Here is a 19689-nt window from a genome sequence, read left to right as displayed (position 1 = left end):
GACGCTGCCGCACCCGCATCCGCCCTTCGGGCAGCTTCTCCCGGAGGGAGAAGGAACAACGCCGGCCACAAGCTGCCCGTCGCATTTTTTGCAACGCCCGACCCTAAAAAAACCGCTTTGGGGTGACGGGGCCGGTTCGTATAGTCGATTCGACGGCCGCCGCCGGCCGCGCAAGCACCTGATGCCATTGCTGCGAGGCGACCAACGTTGGCGATATCCGCCCCCTTTCCACACCGCCTGCGGAGGCTCCATGCATCAGTCCCTGTCGCATCGCGGTCCTGACAGCTGCGTTGAAACAACACCCCCGCACGGCCCCCAATGCTGAGCGCGCAACGCCGCTCACCCGTCCACAGCTCGGGCGCACGCGCGGTCGACCGCTGCGACGCCCTGGGTGTTACGCCCTACAGCGACACACCCGGCGGGCTGTTCCGCGCCTGGCTCAGCCCGGCGCATCGCGCCGCCGTCGCACAGGTGGGCGAATGGATGCGCCAGGCCGGCATGCAGGTGCGTCTGGACGCAGCGGCCAACCTGATCGGGCGTTACGAAGGCGCGCATGCCGACGCACCGGCGCTGCTGATCGGCAGCCATCTGGACAGCGTGCGCGATGCCGGGCGCTATGACGGCCCGCTCGGCATCCTGCTCGGCATCGAATGCGTCGCCGCGCTGCACGCCCAAGGGCGGCGCCTGCCGTTCGCGATCGAGGTGATCGCCTTCGGCGATGAGGAAGGGTCGCGCTTTCCTGCCTCGATGTTCTGCAGCCGCGCGGTTGCCGGCACGCTCGACCCCGCCACGCTGGCGGTCACCGACGCGGCCGGCACCGACGTGGCCAGCGCGCTGGCCGACTGGGATCTGGACATCGCGCACATACATCAAGCCGCACGCGCGCCCGGCAGCGTGCTTGCCTATCTGGAAACCCACATCGAACAAGGCCCGGTGCTGGAAGCCGAAGGCCTGCCGGTCGGCATCGTCACCGCGATCGCCGCGCAGCGGCGCTTTGCCCTGCGCTTCGACGGCCGCGCCGGCCACGCCGGCACCACCACCATGGCCTTGCGTCGCGATGCATTGAGCGCCGCTGCGGAGGCCCTGCTGGCGATCGAAGGGATTGCACGCGCCGGCAGCGACGACCTGGTCGCCACGGTCGGCAAGCTGCAGGTCGCACCCGGTGCCACCAACGTGGTGCCCGGCCGGGTGGACTGCACGCTGGACGTGCGTGCCGGCGACGATGCAACGCGCGATGCGGCAGTGCTGGAAATCGAACGCGCACTGGCCCGTATCAGCAAAACCCGCAACATCGCCATCGCCATCGACACGTTGCAGACGCTGGCCGCCAGCCCCTGCGCACCGGCACTGATGACCCGTCTGCAACACGCAGTCGCCGCACAAGGCGTCGCGCCGCGCCAGTTGGTGTCCGGCGCCGGCCACGATGCGATGGTGATGGCCGCGCTCTGCCCCACCGCGATGCTGTTCGTGCGCTGCGCCGGCGGCATCAGCCATCATCCGGACGAACACGTGGCCCCGGCCGATGCCGAGCTCGCACTGGCGGTCATGCGCCACTTCATCGAACACCTGGGAGATCCCCTTGTCACCTGATCTGCGTCACCTGCACACCTTCGGCGAGCTCGATCCCCCGCAACGGCTGTTGATGGGCCCGGGCCCGGTCAATGCGCATCCGCGCGTGCTGCGCGCGATGGCCGCCGATCTGCTCGGCCAGTTCGATCCGGAAATGACCACCTACATGAACGAGGTGATGGCGCTGTACCGGCCGCTGTTCGGCACCGAGAATCGCTGGACGTTTCTGGTCGACGGCACCGCACGCGCCGGCATCGAGGCGGCGCTGGTGTCGCTGGTCAGCCCGGGCGACCGCGTGCTGGTGATCAACTTCGGCCGCTTCGGCCTGCTGCTCACCGAGATTCTGGGCCGGCTCGGTGCCGACGTGCACACCGTGGATGCGCCCTGGGGCGAAGTGGTGCCGCTTGCTGCAATCGCCGAGGCGATCGAGCGCGTGGCACCCAAATTGGTCGCTACCGTGCACGGCGACACCTCCACCACCATGGCCCAGCCGCTGGATGGCCTCGGCGCGCTGTGCCGCGCGGCCGGCGCGCTGAGTTACGTCGATGCCACTGCCACCATCGGCGGCATGCCCATCGCCGGCGATCGCTGGGACGTGGACGTAGTCACCGGCGGCCTGCAGAAATGCCTGGGTGGGCCGTCCGGCTCGGCGCCGATCACCGTCTCCGACGCGGCGGCCGAGGCGATCTTCGCGCGTCGCCATGTCGAGCGCGGCATCGTGCGCGAGGACATCGTCAACGGCAGCGGGCCGCGCATCGCCTCGAATTATTTCGATCTGGCGATGATCATGGATTACTGGTCGGACAAGCGCCTCAATCACCACACCGAAGCCACCACCATGTTGTACGGCGCGCGCGAATGCGCACGCGTGGCGCTGCAGGAAGGCCTTGACGCCCGCTTCGCCCGCCACGCCGCCGCCGGGCGTGCGGTGAGTGCCGGCATCCGCGCGCTGGGCCTGGAGGTGTTCGGCGATGATGCGCATCGCATGACCAATGTCACCGGCGTGGTGATTCCGCACGGCATCGACAGCGATGCGGTGCGCCGGCGCATGCGCGAGGATTTCGAGATCGAGATCGGTACCGCGTTCGGGCCGTTGCAGGGCAGGATCTGGCGCATCGGCGCGATGGGCTACAACGCGATGAAACACAAGATGCTGATCACCCTGGCCGCGCTGGAAGCGGTGCTGCGCGCCGAAGGCTACGCCTGTACACCAGGGCTGGCGGTGGAAGCCGCACTGGCGGCCTGGCACGCGGAGCCGCAGGCATGAACACGGCGCGCGACCTAGTCGGCTATGGCGCCACCCCGCCTGCGGCGCAGTGGCCCGGTGGCGCGCGCATCGCAGTGCAGTTCGTCATCAATTACGAAGAGGGCGCGGAAAACTGCGTGCTCAACGGCGATGCCGGCTCGGAGGCCTTCCTGTCGGAGATGGTCGGCACGCAAGCGCAGCCCGGCGCGCGCGCCATGGCGATGGAAAGCCTGTACGAATACGGCAGCCGTGCCGGCTTCTGGCGGCTGCACCGGCTGTTCACTGCGCGCAATGTGCCGGTGACCGTGTTCGGCGTGGCGCAGGCATTGGCCTGCAATCCCGAAGCGGTCGCCGCGATGCAGGCCGCCGACTGGGAGATCGCCAGCCACGGCCTGCGCTGGATCGATTACCAGCATGTGGATGAAGCCACCGAGCGTGCGCATATCGCCGAAGCCATCGCCGTGCACACCCGCGCCACCGGCAGCCGCCCGCTCGGCTGGTACCAGGGCCGCACCAGCCCCAACACTGCGCGGCTGGTCGCCGAGGAAGGCGGCTTTGTCTACGATGCCGACAGCTACGCCGACGATGTGCCGTACTACGACCACCGGCACGGCGGTGCGCAGTTGATCGTGCCGTACACGCTGGACGCCAACGACATGAAATTCGTCGCCTACAACGGCTTTGCCGATGGCGAGCCGTTCTTCCGCTATCTGCGCGATGGCTTCGAGCAACTGCGCAGCGAAGGCGGGCGCATGCTGTCGGTCGGCCTGCATGGGCGCATCGTCGGCAAGCCGGCGCGCGCGGCGGCCCTGGCACGTTTCGTCGATCACGTGCTGGCCAGCGGCGATGCCTGGATTGCGCGCCGCATCGATATTGCGCGGCATTGGCTGCAGGTCCATCCGGCATGAGCATCGACACCGCCGACATCGACCTGCCCGAGGTGATCGCGCAAGTGACCGCCGCCTTCCATGCCTACGAACAGGCCCTAATGGACGACGACATCGCCGCAATGGATGCGCTGTTCCACCCCGCACCCAGCACGGTGCGCTACGGCGTGGGCGAGGTGCTGTACGGCATCGAGGCGATCCGCGCCTTTCGCATCGGCCGCGGCGGCTCGCCACAGCGCCAGCTCGCACATGTGGAAGTGCATGGCTTCGGCCACGACTTCGCCACCACGCATGCAGAATTCATCCGCGACGGCAGCAGCGCGCGCGGCCGCCAGAGCCAGAGCTGGGTGCGCTTTGCCGACGGCTGGAAAGTGGTCGCCGCGCATGTCTCGCTGCAGGGGACGCATGCATGAGCGTGATCGACGACAGCGTGCTGGACGATGCCGCCTTCGTGGCGCGCTACCGCGAGCTGTTCGAGCATTCGCCGTGGGTAGTCGAACGCGCTGCGCGGCGGCGCCCGTTCGCCGATGTGTACCGCGGGCTGATGCAGGTGGTGTTCGACGCGTCGCAGGAAGACCAGGTTGCGTTGATCCGTGCGCATCCGGAGCTGGCGGGCAAGGCGGCGATCGACCGCACGCTCACCGCCGCGTCGGCCGCCGAGCAGGCCTCGGCCGGATTGGACCGGCTCAGCGAAGCCGAATTCAAGCGCTTCCACGCGCTCAATCAGGCCTATCGCCATCGCTTCGGATTTCCGTTCGTGATCTGCGTGCGGCTGCACGACAAGGCCGGCATCCTGGCTGCGCTGGAACGCCGGCTGGATGCCTCGCGCAGCGAAGAACTGTCCACCGCCCTCGCCGAGATCGGCAAGATCGTGCAACTGCGCCTGGAGGCACTGCCATGAGCCTGGCCCAACTCGAACGCGAGCTCCACCACGACCTGCAACGCCTGGCCCACGGCGGCGATGCCTGGACGCAGCCGCGCGTGCATCCGGCAGGGCATGTGTATGACGTGGTCATCGTCGGCGCCGGCCAGAGCGGCCTGGGCGCGGCGTTCGCACTGCAACGCGAGCGCGTGCACAACCTGCTGGTCATCGATGAGAACCCGGCCGGGCAGGAAGGCCCGTGGGTGACCTACGCGCGCATGCAGACCTTGCGCACACCCAAGCAGATCACCTCGATCGACCTGGGCGTGCCATCGCTGACCTTTCGCGCCTGGTGGGAGGCGCAACACGGCGGCGCCGGCTGGGACGCGCTGGACAAGATCCCGCGCGGCAGCTGGATGGACTACCTGCGCTGGTACCGCGCGGTGCTGCGTTTGCCGGTGCGCAATGCCACGCGGCTGGCGCGGGTGGAACCGGACGTGGCGCCGGGCATCCATCGCCTGCATCTGGCGATGGGCGCGCCGCTGCTGACGCGCAAGCTGATCCTGGCCACCGGCATCCAGGGCGGCGGCCAGTGGATGGTGCCGGACTGGATCAGCGGCGCCCTGCCCGCACAGCGCTATGCGCATACCTCCGGCCAGATCGACTTCGCCGCGCTGGCCGGCAAGCGCGTGGGCATCCTGGGCGGTGGCGCCTCCGCGTTCGACAATGCCTGTTTCGCGCTGGATCAAGGCGTCGCCAGTGCCGAGGTGTTCGTGCGCCGCAGCGCATTGCCGCGCATCAATCCATTCCGCCACATGGAACAGGCCGGCATCATCCCGCGCTTTCTGACGCTGCCGGATGCGGACAAGTACCGGATGATGGCCAGCTTCTTCGCACACAACCAGCCGCCGACCAACGACACCTTCCAGCGTGCCTGCGCGCATGCTGGCTTCGCGCTGCACCTGGGCGCGCCATGGCTGGAGGTGGCCGAGCGCGATGGCGAGGTGGTGGTGCGCACGCCACAGGGCGAGCACCGCTTCGATTTTCTGGCCGTTGCCACCGGCCTGGTCACCGACCCGCAACTACGCCCGGAACTGGCCGCGCTGTCCGGGCGCATCGCCTGCTGGGGCGACCGCTACCAGCCGCCGCCGGGCCAGGCCAATCCGGTGCTGGATGCGCATCCCTACCTGGGGCCGGGCTTCGAACTGCTGCCGCGCACGCCCGACGATGCCGCGCTGCTGCACGGCTTGTTCGCCTTCAACTATTCGGCGCTGATCAACCACGGCCCGTCGGCGGCGGCGCTGTCCGGGCTCAAGGTCGCGCTGCCGCGGCTGGCCCGCGCGGTGGCCGACCAGCTGTTCCTGGACGACCGCCAGGCCATCGTCGACAGCTATCTGGCTTACGACCAGCCCGAGTTCGTCGGCCAATGGCCGCAACCGACCCAGGCGGTGGCATGAGCACGCTCTCCACCCACGTGCTGGATACGGCCACGGGCCGCCCCGCCGCCGGCATCGCCTTGCGCCTGTTCGCCGGCGCCACGCTGCACTTCGACGGGGTCACCAACCAGGACGGGCGCTGCCCCGAACTGGCTGCACTCACGCTGCAACCCGGCCGCTACCGGCTGGAATTCGAGGTGGCCGGCTACTGGCGGGCGGCCGGAACCGCACTGCCCGACCCGCCCTTCCTGGAACAGGTGCCGATCGCGTTCGGCATTGCCGACGACGGCCATTACCACGTGCCGCTGCTGCTCTCGCCGTACGGGTATTCCACCTATCGCGGCAGCTGAGCGGCCGCCGGTTCGGCAACGGATCGGCGGGGCACACGCCGCGTTCCGCATCGGCCCCGTAGAATGGCGCCTTTCCGGCGACAGGCCGGGGCCCCGGAATTGTCATGATCCACAACGATGTACTGCGCAGCATCCGCTACATGCTCGACCTCAGCGACGACAAGGTGGTGGAGATCACCCACCTGGCCGACCCGGAGTTCGCGCTCGACAAGCCGCAGGTACAGGCCTGGCTGAAGAAGGAAGACGAGCCTGGTTTCGAGCCCTGCACCGACGCAATGCTGGCACGCTTCCTCGACGGCCTGGTGCTGCGTTTTCGCGGCCGTGACGAGAGCCAGCCGGTGCGCCCGCTGGAAACCCGCGTCGGCAACAACCTGGTGCTGAAGAAACTGCGCGTGGCCTTCGAGCTGAAAGACGTGGACATGCACGCCATCTTCGCCAGCGCCGGCTTCCCGCTGTCCAAGCCGGAACTGTCCGCGCTGTTCCGCCAGCCCGGCCACAAGAATTTTCGCCCCTGCGGCGACCAGTTGCTGCGCGCCTTCCTCAAGGGCCTGACCGCGCGGATGCGCGAAGCGGGTTGATGCCCGTGTGCTGAGGTGGGCCTGGCTTGGTCGTCCGACGACGCTGCGACTTGAATCCGCAGGTTTTTAGCGCAGTTTTCGTGTGTCTCGAAGTGACTGGATGGTGTCGGTGGATCGATCGTGGAGCGGTCGATCTGCGGCTTGGTTGCAGGGCCCTTGCCCGCCCACCCTCGCAGGACACGCCGCAAGTACGTCCATGTAGGCTCTTACGCGGCATCCATGCCGCGTAAGGTCCCGCGACGGTGAGCGGACAAGGACCAAGCGAGATGGTCGGTGTGCTTGGTGCAAGCAATGCACGATGTGCGTTGTTCGGATTGTGGGAGTCCAGTTAGCCCCTCAATCGACGCCGAGCAACAGGCAAGCCATGAACAAGGCGATCTCGAACTCCGAAGCAAACACAGGTTTTGACCCCGCCACCGACCAACGCTCTGGTGCGGTGTCCCCGCCGCTTGCGGGACCCTTGGCGGCATGGAGGCCGCCCAGGAGCCTCCACGGACGGATGCACGGCGTGTCCCGCAAGCGGCGAGGGCACCGCGCCCTCGACTCATCGATCCTTTGATTCAAACACCTGATCGCGCCTGGGCCGCTACAACGCCTTACGCAATCAAGCCGCAGCCGCCAGGCTTGGCCGGCGTGCGTCCAGGCGGAACACCGATACCGCTTCGCTCAGTTCCACCGCCTGCTCTTCCATTGCACGTGCCGCCGCGGAGGCTTCTTCCACCAATGCGGCATTGCGCTGGGTGGTTTCGTCCATGTCGTTGACGGTGCGGGCGACCTGCTCGATGCCGGAGGATTGTTCGCGCGATGCGGCGGAAATCTCCGCAATCAGCGTGGTCACCTGCTGCACCGACTGCACGATCTGCTGCATCGTCTGCCCGGCCTGATCCACGCGCGCGCTGCCGCGCTCCACGCTGTCCACCGAGGCGTCGATCAGCTGCTTGACCTCCTTGGCCGCGCCGGCCGAACGCTGCGCCAGCGCACGCACTTCCGAGGCGACCACGGCAAAGCCGCGGCCCTGTTCACCGGCACGCGCCGCTTCCACTGCCGCGTTCAGCGCCAGGATGTTGGTCTGGAAGGCGATGCCGTCGATGACGCTGATGATCTCGGCGATCTTCTTGGACGACACCTCGATCTCGCCCATGGTGTCGACCACGCTGGCCACCATCTCGCCACCACGGCCGGCGATCTCCGCGGCCGCCTGCGCGCCGCGGCTGGCCTGCTGCGCGGTGTCGGCGTTCTGGCGCACGGTGGAGGTGAGTTCTTCCATCGAGGCGGCGGTTTCTTCCAGGTTAGCAGCCTGCTGTTCGGTGCGCTGGGCCAGGTCGTTGTTGCCGGCGGCAATCTCTGCCGAGGCGGTGCGAATGGTCTGCGCGGCCACGGTGATGTCGCCGACGATATCGGTCAGCCGCTGCACGGTGGCATTGGCATCGTCGCGCATGCGTGCGAACACGCCTTGCTGGTTGCCGTGCATGCGCGCGGTCAGGTCGCCATCGGCGATCGCCTTGAGCAGCTGCGACAATTCGGCCAGATTCTGGTCCACGTTCTGCATCAGGCCGTTGACGCCGCTGACCATGGCGCGGAATTCGAACTGGTAGGCCTCGGCATTGCCGCGCGTGGCGAAGTCGCCGGCCGCAGCCGCGTCGACCAGGCCACGAATTTCGCCATTGATCGCCGCCAGGTTGCGCTTGGTGGTGTCCATCGCCTCGGTGATCTGCGCTTTCTCGCCCGGCAGGCGCGGCATGTCCACCGACATGTCGCCGACCGCGTAATGCTGCATCACCTGCAGCATGTCGCCGATCAGACCGACCTGCGCGCCGATCAAGCCATTGGTGTCGTCGACCATGCGGCCGTACGCGCCCGGGAAGGCCTGCGCATCCATGCGGTAACTCATCTGCCCGGCTTCGTGGCGCTGCGCCATGTCGGCCTGCGCGGTGGAGACGTCGGTGAGCGTGTTGACCACCTGGCCCATGGCCTGGCCGAGCAAACCGATTTCATCGCGCGTGCTGACCGCCGCACGCGCCGACAGATCGCCGGCCGCCACCTGGCGTGCCGCACGCGCGACGTTTTCGATCGGGCGCACGATCGAGCGACGGATCCACCAGCCCAGCACTGCCACCAGGCACAGCGCCGCGGCGATCGTGGCCACCGCCGACAGCACCAGCTTGTGCTGCGCCGATTGCGAACTGGCCAGCACCGCCGCATCGGCCAGGGTCTTGCTGCGCTTCACCAGTTCTTCGAGGGTGTGGCTGGGCGCGCGGTCCTGGCCCTTGACCAGCTGGTCGCCCACCTGGGTGTCGTAGCCGGCCTCGGCAAACTTGCCCAGCGCCGCTTCGTAATTGCGCTGCAGACCCAGATGCGCCTTGGCAAAGTCCTGCGCCAGCGTGCGCGCCTGCGGGTCCTGGGTTGCCTTGGCCAGCGCCTCGGTGCTGGCCTGCACCTTCCTGCCCTGCTCGCGGAAGGCGCTCAGGTGCTTGTCCAGCAGCGCCGGATCGCGCCCGCGGATCAGCACGTTCTTCCATTCCTGCACCTGCAGGCGGAAATCGCGGGTGATCTCTTCGCTGCTGGAGGCCTGCGCCACCTCCGGCGGCACCTTGCCCGACAGACTCAGCCACGCCGTGCCCAGACCGCCCAGGGCACACAGCAGGATGACCGACAGACCCAGCGCGAGCGCGCCGAGCAGCTTGCTTTGCAGGCTGACGAATTTCGGGGTGGCAGCAGACATGGGGCGTCCAAATCGGGGAGTACAGCGGTTATCGACAGGCACGCTGCCGGCCTGAAGCAGCGCCGGCGCCAAAGTCAGCCTTGAATGCCCGAAAGGTAATAGCACTTCCGGATTCCCCGACAGGCTTCACCCGACGGCCCGACCATCGCGCCATCTGTGACGTGCCCGTATCCTTCCCGCGCATGACCGAGCCTGCCTTTCCGATCTCCCCCCTGCTGCCGCAGCTGTGCGACAGCCTGGCCGCCCATCCGCGGCTGGTGCTGGAAGCCCCGCCCGGCGCCGGCAAGACCACCCAGGTACCGCTGGCCTTGCTGGACGCACCCTGGCTGGCCGGCCGCAAGATCGTGATGCTGGAACCGCGGCGCGTGGCCGCCCGCAGCGCCGCCGTGTTCATGGCGCGCCAGTTGGGCGAGCCGGTCGGCGAGACGGTGGGCTACCGCATCCGCTTCGAGAACAAGACCTCTGCGCGTACCCGCATCGAGGTCGTCACCGAGGGCATCCTGACCCGGCTGATCCAGGACGACCCGATGCTGGAGCACATCGGCGCGTTGCTGTTCGACGAATTCCACGAGCGCCATCTGGCCGGCGACCTTGGCCTGGCGCTGGCGCTGGACGTGCAGGCGCAGGTACGCGAGGACCTGCGCATCGTGGCGATGTCGGCCACGCTGGATGGCGAGCGCCTGGCCGGCTTTCTCGATGCGCCGCGCCTGAGCAGCGCGGGGCGCAGTTTCCCGGTGGAGATCGCGCACTTTCCCGCGCGCCGCGACGAAGCGCTGGAACCGCAGACCCGGCGCGCGGTGGAACACGCCTTGTCCACCCACCCGGGCGATGTATTGGTGTTCCTGCCCGGCCAGCGCGAGATCGCACGCGTGCACAGCGCGCTGCAGGACGTGCTGGATCCGGCGGTGCAGGTGCTGCCGCTGCACGGCGAGCTGGCGGTCGAGGCGCAAAGCCAGGTGCTGCAACCCGACCCGTCCGGCCGCCGCCGCGTGGTGCTGGCGACCAACGTGGCCGAGTCCTCGGTCACCCTGCCCGGCGTGCGCGTGGTCATCGACAGCGGGCTGGCGCGCGAGCCGCATTACGATCCCAACAGCGGCTTCTCGCGCCTGGACATCACCACCATTGCGCAGGCTTCGGCCGACCAGCGCGCCGGCCGTGCCGGGCGTGTGGCCAGCGGCTGGGCGTACCGGTTGTGGCCGCAATCGCAGCGGCTGGAACCGCAGCGGCGCGCGGAGATCACCCAGGTGGAGCTGGCCGGCCTGGCACTGGAACTGGCCGCCTGGGGCAGCGCTGCGCTGCGCTTCGTCGATGCCCCGCCGGCCGGTGCGCTGGCCGCCGCGCACGAATTGCTGCAGCGGCTGGGCGCGCTCACCGGCAGCGGCGGCATCACCGCACTGGGCCGGCGCATGCTCGCGCTGGGCACCCATCCGCGCCTGGCCGCGATGCTGGCGCAGGCTGGCGACGCGACACGCGTGGCGCTGGCCTGCGACCTGGCCGCCTTGCTGGAAGCGCGCGACCCGCTGCGTCAGGGCGGCGATGGACTGGCTGCGCGCTGGCGCGCACTGGCCGCATTCCGTCAAGGCCGCAGCGCGCACGATGCCAACCGCGGCGGCCTGGCCGCGATCGACAGCGCCGCCAAACAATGGCGACGGCGGCTGCGCTGCGACAGCGCTCCGCCCGCCAGCGTGGAGGCGCACGCGCTCGGCGACCTGCTCTCGCACGCCTTCCCCGACCGCATTGCCACACGCCATCCCAACGACCCGTTGCGCTACCTGCTGGCCAACGGCCGCAGCGCGCGCCTGTTCGACCACAGCGACCTGCGCGGCGAACCCTGGCTGGTTGCCAGCGAGTTGCGTTACGAAGCCAAGGACGCGCTGCTGTTACGTGCCGCGCCGGTGGACGAAGGCTATCTGCGCCGCAGCGTGCCCGAGCGCTTCGTGCAGCAGGATCTGGTGCAGTGGGACGCGGACAAGCGCGCCCTGGTCGCGCGTCGGCAATCCAGCTTCGACCGCATCGTGCTCGACAGCCGCCCGGCCGGCCGCGTCGATCCGGCGCAGGCCGCAGGCGCGCTGACCGAGGCGGTGCGGCAGCTCGGCCTGGATGCCTTGCCGTGGACCGACGGCCTTCGCCAATGGCGGGCCCGCCTGCAGTCGTTGCGTGCCTGGATGCCCGAGCTTGCACTGCCCGACCTGTCCGACGCCGCGTTGCTGGAGACACTGGACACTTGGCTGCGCCCGGCCTTCGCCGGCAAGACCCGCCTGGATGCGCTGGACGAGGCCAACCTGGGCGAAGCGCTCAAGGCCGCCCTGCCGTGGGACCGCCGCCAGCTGATCGACCGCCATGCGCCCACCCGCATCAGCGTGCCCTCGGGCATGGAGCGGCAGATCGTTTACGCCCTCGACCACGCCGAGCAACCGTTGCCGCCCGTGCTGGCGGTCAAGCTGCAGGAACTGTTCGGCCTGGCCGAAACCCCGCGCATCGCCGACGGCCGCATCCCGCTGACCCTGCATCTGCTCTCGCCCGGCGGACGCCCGTTGCAGGTCACGCAGGATTTGAAGAGCTTCTGGGTCACGACCTATCCGGATGTCAGAAAGGAGATGAAGGGACGGTATCCCAGACATCCGTGGCCGGAAGATCCATGGACCGCGACTGCAACCCATCGGGCAAAACCGCGCGGCACCTGATGTAAGCCCCTCTCCCCTCGGGAGAGGGGTTAGGGTGCGGGTACGGTGCGAAGCCCTCGTGTAATTACAATTGCACGAGGGTTCGCCCGTCCACTCATCCACCCTTCGGGCACCTTACTTCCGGCGGGAGAAGCGACGTCAGCGTCGACACCGGCCAGGTCAGGCTTCTGCCGCATCCACGTAGATACCGGATCCAGGTAAACGCCGATCACAGCATCGCCCCGCATCATTACTTAACCGCCACCCAAACAAGCCCTGCCACCGCTAACACCGTCTATACGCAACAGCCCACACACTGCGGCCCACGTACTCAGAAAGGAAACGCCTCCAATGAGCAAGCTGACTGTGATCACCGAACGCGCCCTGGAGCGTGCCCTGGAACTGGCTGGCAATGCGGGCGACCATCTGCGTCACGCCGCCTCCAACGCTGGCGATCAGGCCCGTCATGCAGGCAGCAGCCTGCGTCATTTCGGTCCAGGCGCCAGCGAATGGCTGAAGACCGGTGCTGCCCTGGGTGCCGTGCGCACCGGCGGCAAGGTCGTCAGCAAAGTGGTCAAGCGCAACCCGGCCGTCACTGTGGCTGCTGCCGTCGCCGGCCTGGGCCTGATCGGTTATGCCGTGTATCGCAAGCGCCAGCGTGACCAGCACGTGCTTGGTGGCAACGTCCACCGTCTGGACCGCGAACACGCCAGCAACGCCAGCGCACGTCGCGCCGCTTACCAGCGTCGCGGTGCAGTGACCCCGAGCGACGGCATCGAGTAAGCCATCGTTCCAGGCACACAAACATGACGCCACGGCCCTGCGCCGTGGCGTTTTTGTTTGTGGACCACGATCGATGCCACCGTTAAATCGTCAAGCCATCGACACCCACTCGCGTGGTCGAAGAATGCGGCACTACATGTGCAGGTCCGCGGCGATTAACGATCGCGTGTGATCGCGTTGCTTGCCCATAGCCGCGCGCTTGTCATTACCGCGCTTGGCCTGACCCGCGCCGTATTGCCGCATTGCAGGGTGGATTGGCTACGCAGCCACGCAACCGCTGCATCTGTGCTCGCGTTACCAATCCTGCTGCTCATGCCGCATGAGCGGTTCTGTAAGCAGCGCCGTCCAAGATGCATCGAGCTCAGCGCCGCGTGCGGTGCAGCGACCGCTGTACCGGATGCATCAGGCTCCGCGTCGCGTCCTACTTGGGCGCGCGCCATGCGTGTGTTCGATGCGCCACTGGCCCGGCGCGAGCGCATCCAGGGTCCAGTCGCCGATCGCCACGCGGATCAGACGCAAGGTCGGAAGGCCCACCGAGGCGGTCATGCGCCGCACCTGCCGATTACGGCCTTCGGTGATCTGCAGCTCCAGCCAGGCATCGGGCACGGTCTTGCGCACGCGCACCGGCGGATCGCGCGGCCACAGCTGCGGTGCCGGATCGAGCCTGCGCACTTCGGCCGGGCGGGTCGGGCCGTCGTTGAGCAGCACGCCATCGCGCAAGGCCTGCAGTTGCGCAGGCTCCGGGTCGCCTTCCACCTGCACCCAGTAAGTCTTGGGTTGCTTGTGGCGCGGGTCGGTCAAGCGATGCGCCAGTGCACCATCGTCGGTCAGCAGCAACAGGCCTTCGCTGTCGTGATCCAGGCGACCGGCCGCATAGACGTCGGCCGGCAGGCCGAATTCGGCCAGCGTGCGTTTGGGCGGCTGCGAGCGGTCGCTGAATTGCGACAGCACGCCATAGGGTTTGTTCAACAACACCAACATGCCAATCCTGTTGCGCAAGGTCGTTGCCGGCCACGCGCGTGGCGCGTGAGTCGTGCACCGGGTTGAAGAGGTCGCGCTACCAGCGGCAAGCGGTGCGCTGCTGCCCGCAACCGCGTTGCACGCTGACGCAGCCGGCATCGCTACGCGGGGCGGTTGTGCATCAGTGGCCTGCCGCATGCAAACCAGCGCAGCGTTGGTCCAACTGGCCGTCGTTGCGCTGCCCGCGCCGTCCTTACGGTCGTGCAGCCAATTGCACAGTCATCGCATGCCGCGCGTCAGGCCAGCATCGATGCACCGTAGCGGGCAGCGCCCAAGACCAGCATGCCGACGCGCAATGCGTCGGCATGCTGGCCGCGTCTCACTGCTTGACGAACTTCAAGGTCATGCGGTCGCTCTCACCGATCGCCTTGTACTTGGCGTCGTCGGCCTTGTCGTGGTTGTTGCTCGGCGGCAGGGTCCACACGCCACCGGCATAGTCCTTGGTGTCTCGCGGATTGGCGTTGACCTCGCTCTTGCCGGCGAGCTTGAATCCGGCTGCCTCGGCCATCGCGATCAACTGCGCCTGGCCGACATAGCCGCTCTTGTCGTCGGCCGGCACGTCGGCCTTGGCACGGTGCTCGACCACGCCGAGCACGCCGCCGGGCTTGAGCACCTTGTAGAAGCCGGCAAACATCGCCTCGGCATTGCCGGCCATGCGCCAGTTATGCACGTTGCGGAAGGTCAGCACCAGATCGGCCGAGTTGTCCACGCCGAACGACGGCGTCTTGGGCACATAGGAAACGAACGACGGTTTGCCGTACACCTCCGGCTTGGCGGCAAACTTCTTCTCCAGCTCGTCGCGCCCACGTTGTGCCGAATCGCGGCCGCGCCCCTCCGGCACCGCCGCCGGGTCGACCACCGCAGCAACATACTTGCCCTTGTCGCGCAGGTACGGCGCCAGGATTTCCGAATACCAGCCGCCGCCCGGCGTGATTTCAATGACGGTCTGGGTCGGCTTGATGCCGAAGAACGCCAGCGTCTGGCCGGGATGACGATAGACGTCGCGCTGCACGTAGACGCGATCGCGCCAGTTGCCGTCGATGGCTTTTTGCAGCGCCGCATCGGGCGCCGGCAAGCTGGCGCTATCGGCCGGTTTGATTGCCATTGCCAGTGGCGCGCTCATCGCCACTGCCATCCCCACCACACATGCACACACCAGCTTGTTGCGGATCATCGCAGCGCCCTTTGCGGGAAAAAGTAGCGCGAGCCTAGCATGCGGCCCGAAGCCTGCCATGTGCACGGATCCGTACGCCGCATGACGCGCCGCACCAGGCGCGGCGGACGACATGTTCAGACGACGTGAGTCGATGAGGGCGATCTGCGGAACGCTGAATCCACGCAGGTGTCACACGCAACATCGGCACGCATGACTATCCTGTCGGCAGTTCGAATCAGGAGCAACCGTGATGACCCACTCCCGCGCGCTAGGCCGCTCCGGCCTGCAGGTTCAACCGATCGTGTTCGGTGGCAATGTGTTTGGTTGGAGCGCCGACGAGGCGACCTCGTTCGCGTTGCTCGATGCCTTCGTCGATGCCGGCTTCAACCTGATCGACACCGCCGATGCGTACTCCGGCTGGGTGCCGGGCAATCGCGGTGGCGAGTCGGAAACCATCATCGGGCGCTGGCTCGCACGCAGCGGCAAGCGCGACAAGGTGCTGATCGCCACCAAGGTGGCCAAATGGAGCGAGCATCCGGGCCTGTCGCCGGAGAACATCGCCGCCGCGGTGGAAGATTCGCTCACCCGCCTGCAGACCGATGTGATCGATCTGTACCAGGCGCACGAGGACGACGAATCGATTCCGCTGGAAGCCACGCTGGCCGCGTTCGGCCGCTTGATCGAACAGGGCAAGGTGCGCGCGATCGGCGCGTCCAACTACAGCGCTGCACGCCTGCGCGATGCCCTGGATATCTCCGAGCAGTACAAGTTGCCGCGTTACGAAAGCCTGCAACCGGAATACAACCTCTACGACCGCGCCGGCTATGAAGCCGAGCTGGAGCCGCTGGTGCGCGAACGCGAGCTCGGCGTGATCAGCTACTACTCGCTGGCCAGCGGTTTTCTGACCGGCAAGTACCGCAGCGCCGACGATGCCGGCAAGAGCAGCGCGCGCGGTGCCTCGGTGGTCAAGCAATACGTCAATCCGCGCGGCCTGCGCATTCTGCAGGCGCTGGACGATCTGGCGGCCACCCACCGCGCCACGCCGGCACAGATCGCACTGGCCTGGTTGATCGCACGCCCCGGCCTGACCGCACCGATCGTCAGCGCCACCAGCGTGACCCAGTTGCACGATGTGCTGGCCGCCGCGCAGCTGTCGTTGAGCGCCGATCAGATTGCACAGCTCGATGCCGCCAGCGCCCCCGAGCCGGCCGACGCAGCCTGACGCATCGGCTTGCATCACGCACGCAGTCGACCACGCGCGTCTTTCCGCGCGCATCCGCCATCGCGGCTGCGCTCCCCGGTCGCGCACGCGCGGCCCTTTCCGCAAGGAATCCCCCATGACATCGATCACCAATCGCCGCATCGTGCTGGCCTCACGCCCACACGGCGAACCGAGCGCCGACAATTTCCGCATTGAAGACGTCGCCTTGCCGCCCACCGGGCACGACCAGATTCTGGTGCGCAACAGCTTCCTGTCGCTGGACCCGTACATGCGCGGACGCATGGACGAAGGCCCGTCCTACGCCGCACCGGTGGAGATCGACGCGGTGATGGAAGGCGGCACCGTCGGCGAGGTGCTCGAGTCGCACCATGCCGGCTATCAGCCAGGCGACCTGCTGGTACTGCCCGGCGGTTGGCAGAGCCATAGCCTGCTCACGCCCACCGCGCCGTTGCGCAAGCTGCCCAAGGACGATGCCCTGCCGCTCAGCACCGCGCTCGGCGTGTACGGCATGCCCGGCTTCACCGCCTACGCCGGCCTGCACGAAATCGGCAAGCCGCAGGCCGGCGAAACCCTGGTGGTGGCAGCAGCCAGCGGGCCGGTCGGCGCCACCGTGGCCCAGCTGGCGCGTCTGCAGGGATTGCGCGTGGTGGCCATTGCCGGTGGCGAGGAAAAGGTGCGGTATCTGCGCGAGGTGCTGCGCGTGGATGTGGCGCTGGACCATCGCGCCGACGACTTTGCCGAGCAGCTGCGCGCGGCCACTCCGGACGGGATCGACATCTATTTCGAGAACGTCGGCGGCAAGGTCTTCGACGCGGTATTGCCGCAATTGAACGACTTCGCACGTATCCCGGTGTGCGGCGTGATCGCCACCTACAACAGCCGCGGCCAGGCCTTGCCGGGGCCGGATCGCCTACCGGAGTTCATGGGCCAGGTACTGCGCAAGCGGCTGACCGTGCGCGGCTTCATCCAGCACGATTTCATCCGCCTGATGCCGGCCTTCCTGCGCGAGATGGGCCAGTGGCTGCGCGACGGCCAGATCCAGTACCGCGAACACGTCCTGCACGGGCTGGACAGCGCCCCGCAGGGCCTGATCAGCCTGCTGCGCGGCGAGAACTTCGGCAAGGCCGTCGTCGCACTGGACTAATGGCTCACAGCGCCCCACGACATCAGCTTTTGCGATTCCCCCATTCCCCCATTCCCGATTACCCAAGGAACACAATGACAGTCCCCGCATTCGGCCTCGGCACCTTTCGCCTCAAGGACCAGGTCGTCATCGACTCGGTGCGCAATGCACTGGAGTTGGGCTACCGCGCCGTCGATACCGCGCAGATCTATGACAACGAAGAACAGGTCGGCCAGGCCATTGCCGCATCCGGCCTGCCGCGCGATCAGCTGTATCTGACCACCAAGATCTGGGTCGACAAGTTCGACCGCAGCGCCTTGCTGCCCAGTCTGCAGGAAAGCCTGCGCAAACTGGGCACCGACTACGTCGACCTGACCCTGATCCACTGGCCTTCGCCCAAGGATCAGGTGCCGATGCGCGACTACCTGGAAGCCTTGAACGAGGCCAGGCAGCAGGGCCTGACCCGCGCGATCGGCGTCTCCAACTTCACCATCGCGCTGATCAAGCAGGCCATCGAGATCCTGGGCGCCGAGGCCATCGCCACCAATCAGATCGAAGTGCATCCGTACCTGCAGAACCGCAGCCTGATCGCGTTCCTGCGCGAGCAAGGCATCCATGTCACCTCGTACATGACGCTGGCGGTGGGCGAGGTGCTGAAGGACCCGGTGATCCAGGCGATCGCCGCACGCCATGACGCCACCCCGGCGCAGGTCACCCTGGCCTGGGCACTGCAGCAGGGGTATTCGGTGATTCCGTCTTCGACCAAGCGCGACAATCTGGAGAGCAATCTCAAGGCGCAGACGCTGCGGCTGAGCGAGCAGGACATGGCCGAGATTGCCGCACTGGACCGCGGGCAGCGGCTGGCCAACCCGAAGGCCATCGCTCCCGACTGGGATTGAGGTCCCGGCTGCCGCAGGTCGGCACTGTCCGGCCCGTGGCATCGCCACCGCGACGGCCGCTCGTCGTCGCGTGCTGGTTGCACGCGGCAGGCGCTGCTACGGTGCCGGGCACAGGGGGTAGTCTCGGCAACGGAGTCCTACCCATGCACAGCGCATCCGTCTTGACCCGCCGCAGCGTCGATCTCGACACCGAGATCGCCTACTGGCGCGGTGTCCACGCCGAAGGCCATCTCGGGGGCTACGCCTTCGCCGATTATGCCCGGCTACTCACGCTCGGCTACGACATCTATCTGGCCTATCCGCGCGCGACCGAGGCGCAGCTGTATCGCGTGCTGCAGGACGGCTATTACCACTATCAACCGCTGCTGTCGGTGCCCTGGGACCAGGCGCGCTGGATCGTGCGGCATGCCTGGCGGCATCTGGAAGAGGCCGCCGTCCGGCATTGAAGCAGGCGTTCTGAGAAGCAAGCCTTCTGACAAGAAGCCAGCGCTCGGACGATCACACAGCCCATGCGGCCGCGCGGCGCTGTCAGCTCACTGTCACAGTGCCATCGCCTGGCGGTCGATGCGGTGTTTGTCGGCCAGTGCCTGCATGCCCTGCAGGGTGGCGGCGATCAGGCTGGCATAGCGCAGCCGCCACAACGTGGCGCGGTCGTTGTCGTCGTGCGTATTGCCCAGGCCATCGAGCACCTGCGGCAGACGGCGGTCGGCCAGCGCGGAGGCGGCCAGATAGGGCTTCTCGGGTGCGATCACATCCACCGGCGCGCGCCAGTCGTTGGCAACCTGCTGGGAAATACCCGCCAGGTGCGAGAGCTGGTGCATGCCGATCAGCGTCTCGTGCAGCATCTCGCGGCACGCCCACTGCCACAGCGCCACCTTCTCCGATGGGTCCTTGGCAATCTCGGTGAGTGCCAGATCAACCTTTTCGATGCGTGAGTCGAGCATTGCTGAGCTCCGATGCTGCTGTGCAACATAATTCACACCATACACCGTGAGAATCAAGTGAGCCAAACGTTTGCAGGATGTCGGCGCAACGATGCTCGACCCGGTTCACGCTTTACGTGGCGAGGCCCAGACGCCGCTACGGCGCCCCGACGTCCTGCCACAGGTCGATGTCACGCTGGGGCGTGGCCGCCGGGAACAGGCGCTGGCCGACGACTGCCGCGCGGTGAGG

18 protein-coding genes are annotated in these 19689 nt (G+C 67.5%); 14 read left to right on the top strand and 4 right to left on the bottom strand.

All coding sequences use genetic code 11. The features are described from left to right. The first annotated feature begins 318 nt into the window (after nucleotides 1–318). The 8 genes from AC1PLS_RS01705 to AC1PLS_RS01670 all read left to right on the top strand — a co-directional run bounded on the left by AC1PLS_RS01705 (nucleotide 319) and on the right by AC1PLS_RS01670 (nucleotide 6928). On the top strand, nucleotides 319–1590 hold the full coding sequence (locus tag AC1PLS_RS01705) for an allantoate amidohydrolase (protein WP_481104130.1): 1272 nt from the start codon (nucleotides 319–321) through the stop codon (nucleotides 1588–1590). Continuing rightward, nucleotides 1580–2836, top strand: a complete 1257-nt coding sequence (locus AC1PLS_RS01700; RefSeq protein ID WP_481104129.1) for a pyridoxal-phosphate-dependent aminotransferase family protein — start codon at nucleotides 1580–1582, stop codon at nucleotides 2834–2836. Before AC1PLS_RS01705 ends, AC1PLS_RS01700 begins: the two co-directional genes overlap by 11 nt. Next, nucleotides 2833–3723 (top strand): allantoinase PuuE, encoded by an 891-nt coding sequence (gene puuE / locus AC1PLS_RS01695; protein WP_481104128.1) that lies wholly within the window; start codon nucleotides 2833–2835, stop codon nucleotides 3721–3723. Before AC1PLS_RS01700 ends, puuE begins: the two co-directional genes overlap by 4 nt. Then, nucleotides 3720–4115, top strand: a complete 396-nt coding sequence (hpxZ, locus tag AC1PLS_RS01690; RefSeq protein WP_102250850.1) for an oxalurate catabolism protein HpxZ — start codon at nucleotides 3720–3722, stop codon at nucleotides 4113–4115. The genes puuE and hpxZ overlap by 4 nt, the downstream gene beginning before the upstream one ends. Continuing rightward, nucleotides 4112–4603, top strand: a complete 492-nt coding sequence (gene uraD, locus AC1PLS_RS01685) for a 2-oxo-4-hydroxy-4-carboxy-5-ureidoimidazoline decarboxylase (RefSeq protein WP_016901424.1) — start codon at nucleotides 4112–4114, stop codon at nucleotides 4601–4603. Before hpxZ ends, uraD begins: the two co-directional genes overlap by 4 nt. Then, nucleotides 4600–6021, top strand: a complete 1422-nt coding sequence (hpyO, locus tag AC1PLS_RS01680; RefSeq protein ID WP_481104127.1) for an FAD-dependent urate hydroxylase HpyO — start codon at nucleotides 4600–4602, stop codon at nucleotides 6019–6021. The genes uraD and hpyO overlap by 4 nt, the downstream gene beginning before the upstream one ends. Next, nucleotides 5991–6350: a hydroxyisourate hydrolase gene (uraH, locus tag AC1PLS_RS01675; RefSeq protein WP_016901422.1), complete on the top strand. Its 360-nt coding sequence runs from the start codon at nucleotides 5991–5993 to the stop codon at nucleotides 6348–6350. Before hpyO ends, uraH begins: the two co-directional genes overlap by 31 nt. A gap of 104 nt (nucleotides 6351–6454) precedes the next feature. Further along, nucleotides 6455–6928 carry a YehS family protein gene (locus AC1PLS_RS01670; protein ID WP_016901421.1) on the top strand — a complete coding sequence of 158 codons (474 nt, stop codon included), beginning with the start codon at nucleotides 6455–6457 and terminating at the stop codon, nucleotides 6926–6928. Between the two features lie 604 nt (nucleotides 6929–7532). Here AC1PLS_RS01670 and AC1PLS_RS01665 read toward each other — a convergent pair. Continuing rightward, nucleotides 7533–9650, bottom strand: a complete 2118-nt coding sequence (locus AC1PLS_RS01665; protein ID WP_211921712.1) for a methyl-accepting chemotaxis protein — start codon at nucleotides 9648–9650, stop codon at nucleotides 7533–7535. A 182-nt stretch (nucleotides 9651–9832) separates the two neighbouring features. On the opposite strand from AC1PLS_RS01665, the gene hrpB reads away from it, so the two are divergent. Then, complete coding sequence (gene hrpB, locus AC1PLS_RS01660; RefSeq protein WP_102250854.1) at nucleotides 9833–12334, top strand: ATP-dependent helicase HrpB; 2502 nt, start codon at nucleotides 9833–9835, stop codon at nucleotides 12332–12334. A gap of 330 nt (nucleotides 12335–12664) precedes the next feature. Then, nucleotides 12665–13096, top strand: a complete 432-nt coding sequence (locus AC1PLS_RS01655) for a hypothetical protein (RefSeq protein ID WP_481104126.1) — start codon at nucleotides 12665–12667, stop codon at nucleotides 13094–13096. 402 nt (nucleotides 13097–13498) lie between these two features. On the opposite strand, the gene AC1PLS_RS01650 is transcribed toward AC1PLS_RS01655, so the two are convergent. Continuing rightward, on the bottom strand, nucleotides 13499–14077 hold the full coding sequence (locus tag AC1PLS_RS01650) for a pseudouridine synthase (protein ID WP_024938992.1): 579 nt from the start codon (nucleotides 14075–14077) through the stop codon (nucleotides 13499–13501). 358 nt (nucleotides 14078–14435) lie between these two features. Next, nucleotides 14436–15290 carry a class I SAM-dependent methyltransferase gene (locus AC1PLS_RS01645; protein WP_024938993.1) on the bottom strand — a complete coding sequence of 285 codons (855 nt, stop codon included), beginning with the start codon at nucleotides 15288–15290 and terminating at the stop codon, nucleotides 14436–14438. A 232-nt stretch (nucleotides 15291–15522) separates the two neighbouring features. Here AC1PLS_RS01645 and AC1PLS_RS01640 point away from each other — a divergent pair, with 232 nt between their 5' ends. From AC1PLS_RS01640 to AC1PLS_RS01625, 4 genes are all read left to right on the top strand, one after another. Beyond that, the gene (locus AC1PLS_RS01640) at nucleotides 15523–16494 is read left to right on the top strand and encodes an aldo/keto reductase (RefSeq protein ID WP_024938994.1); all 972 of its coding nucleotides are present in this window, start codon (nucleotides 15523–15525) and stop codon (nucleotides 16492–16494) included. Nucleotides 16495–16609: 115 nt separating this feature from the next. Continuing rightward, on the top strand, nucleotides 16610–17638 hold the full coding sequence (locus AC1PLS_RS01635) for an NADP-dependent oxidoreductase (protein ID WP_154831241.1): 1029 nt from the start codon (nucleotides 16610–16612) through the stop codon (nucleotides 17636–17638). Nucleotides 17639–17712: 74 nt separating this feature from the next. Further along, complete coding sequence (gene dkgB / locus AC1PLS_RS01630) at nucleotides 17713–18516, top strand: 2,5-didehydrogluconate reductase DkgB (protein WP_228912469.1); 804 nt, start codon at nucleotides 17713–17715, stop codon at nucleotides 18514–18516. A 143-nt stretch (nucleotides 18517–18659) separates the two neighbouring features. Continuing rightward, nucleotides 18660–18962 carry a hypothetical protein gene (locus AC1PLS_RS01625; protein WP_024938997.1) on the top strand — a complete coding sequence of 101 codons (303 nt, stop codon included), beginning with the start codon at nucleotides 18660–18662 and terminating at the stop codon, nucleotides 18960–18962. Between the two features lie 93 nt (nucleotides 18963–19055). On the opposite strand, the gene AC1PLS_RS01620 is transcribed toward AC1PLS_RS01625, so the two are convergent. Next, entirely contained in the window at nucleotides 19056–19460 is a 405-nt protein-coding gene (locus AC1PLS_RS01620; protein ID WP_039517583.1) for a hypothetical protein, read from the bottom strand. Between the last annotated feature and the right edge of the window lie 229 nt (nucleotides 19461–19689).

The sequence above is a fragment of the Xanthomonas sp. NCPPB 3218 genome (assembly GCF_056725185.1).
Note: the sequence above shows the minus strand (reverse complement) of the source record. Positions and strands in the feature narration are given on the sequence as shown.

Bases quoted from the DNA above. Each gene is read 5' to 3' on its own strand.
- AC1PLS_RS01650 (WP_024938992.1), bottom strand. From the start codon at position 14,077: ATGTTGGTGTTGTTGAACAAACCCTATGGCGTGCTGTCGCAATTCAGC.
- uraH (WP_016901422.1), top strand. From the start codon at position 5,991: ATGGCCGCAACCGACCCAGGCGGTGGCATGAGCACGCTCTCCACCCAC.
- dkgB (WP_228912469.1), top strand. From the start codon at position 17,713: ATGACAGTCCCCGCATTCGGCCTCGGCACCTTTCGCCTCAAGGACCAG.
- AC1PLS_RS01640 (WP_024938994.1), top strand. From the start codon at position 15,523: ATGACCCACTCCCGCGCGCTAGGCCGCTCCGGCCTGCAGGTTCAACCG.
- AC1PLS_RS01665 (WP_211921712.1), bottom strand. From the start codon at position 9,650: ATGTCTGCTGCCACCCCGAAATTCGTCAGCCTGCAAAGCAAGCTGCTC.
- AC1PLS_RS01670 (WP_016901421.1), top strand. From the start codon at position 6,455: ATGATCCACAACGATGTACTGCGCAGCATCCGCTACATGCTCGACCTC.
- hpyO (WP_481104127.1), top strand. From the start codon at position 4,600: ATGAGCCTGGCCCAACTCGAACGCGAGCTCCACCACGACCTGCAACGC.
- hpxZ (WP_102250850.1), top strand. From the start codon at position 3,720: ATGAGCATCGACACCGCCGACATCGACCTGCCCGAGGTGATCGCGCAA.
- AC1PLS_RS01635 (WP_154831241.1), top strand. From the start codon at position 16,610: ATGACATCGATCACCAATCGCCGCATCGTGCTGGCCTCACGCCCACAC.
- AC1PLS_RS01655 (WP_481104126.1), top strand. From the start codon at position 12,665: ATGAGCAAGCTGACTGTGATCACCGAACGCGCCCTGGAGCGTGCCCTG.
- AC1PLS_RS01705 (WP_481104130.1), top strand. From the start codon at position 319: ATGCTGAGCGCGCAACGCCGCTCACCCGTCCACAGCTCGGGCGCACGC.
- AC1PLS_RS01645 (WP_024938993.1), bottom strand. From the start codon at position 15,290: ATGATCCGCAACAAGCTGGTGTGTGCATGTGTGGTGGGGATGGCAGTG.
- AC1PLS_RS01625 (WP_024938997.1), top strand. From the start codon at position 18,660: ATGCACAGCGCATCCGTCTTGACCCGCCGCAGCGTCGATCTCGACACC.
- hrpB (WP_102250854.1), top strand. From the start codon at position 9,833: ATGACCGAGCCTGCCTTTCCGATCTCCCCCCTGCTGCCGCAGCTGTGC.
- AC1PLS_RS01620 (WP_039517583.1), bottom strand. From the start codon at position 19,460: ATGCTCGACTCACGCATCGAAAAGGTTGATCTGGCACTCACCGAGATT.
- uraD (WP_016901424.1), top strand. From the start codon at position 4,112: ATGAGCGTGATCGACGACAGCGTGCTGGACGATGCCGCCTTCGTGGCG.
- puuE (WP_481104128.1), top strand. From the start codon at position 2,833: ATGAACACGGCGCGCGACCTAGTCGGCTATGGCGCCACCCCGCCTGCG.